This is a genomic window from Pseudomonas sp. 67(2021) (assembly GCF_017491835.1).
Classification (GTDB): Bacteria; Pseudomonadota; Gammaproteobacteria; order Pseudomonadales; family Pseudomonadaceae; genus Aquipseudomonas; species Aquipseudomonas atacamensis.
This window is the reverse complement of record NZ_JAFGYL010000063.1, coordinates 1-537: the sequence shown is the minus strand read 5'-3', so window position 1 is coordinate 537 and position 537 is coordinate 1. Positions and strand designations below refer to the sequence as shown.

Annotated in this window: 2 tRNA genes and 1 rRNA gene; all 3 read right to left on the bottom strand. The window is 46.2% G+C overall.

The features are described 5' to 3' along the window. Positions 1-197 precede the first annotated feature (197 nt). Positions 198-273, bottom strand: a tRNA-Ala gene (locus J5M66_RS26515). 10 nt (positions 274-283) lie between these two features. After that, a tRNA-Ile gene (locus tag J5M66_RS26510) sits at positions 284-360 on the bottom strand. 123 nt (positions 361-483) lie between these two features. Continuing rightward, a 16S ribosomal RNA gene (locus J5M66_RS26505) occupies positions 484-537 on the bottom strand; the annotation flags it as partial.

The following is a 537-nucleotide window of genomic DNA, read 5'->3' as shown; positions in this document are numbered from 1 at the left end:
TCGCCGAAAATTCGAATTTCTCAACTAAGAGAACTCACAAATTTTACCTTAGCCTGATCCGTTACCAGTGAAAGTAACGTTCAGTCTATCTTTCTATCACATACCCAAATTTTTAAAGAACGATCTAATCAAAAGACTAGAAATCAATATTCAGTGCGAATATTCATTTCTAAACTCTCAAACTTCGAAGCAGTTTATGGTGGAGCCAAGCGGGATCGAACCGCTGACCTCCTGCGTGCAAGGCAGGCGCTCTCCCAGCTGAGCTATGGCCCCATAACAAAATTGGTGGGTCTGGGCAGATTCGAACTGCCGACCTCACCCTTATCAGGGGTGCGCTCTAACCAACTGAGCTACAGACCCAATTTCGAGCTTGTAACTGTTAGCTCAGAGCTATCAGCTTGGAGCTTAAAGCTGCTTCTATCGTCTTCTTCAATGAATCAAGCAATTCGTGTGGGAGCTCATGCAGCAGCTGATGTCGTCGATTAAGGAGGTGATCCAGCCGCAGGTTCCCCTACGGCTACCTTGTTACGACTTCAC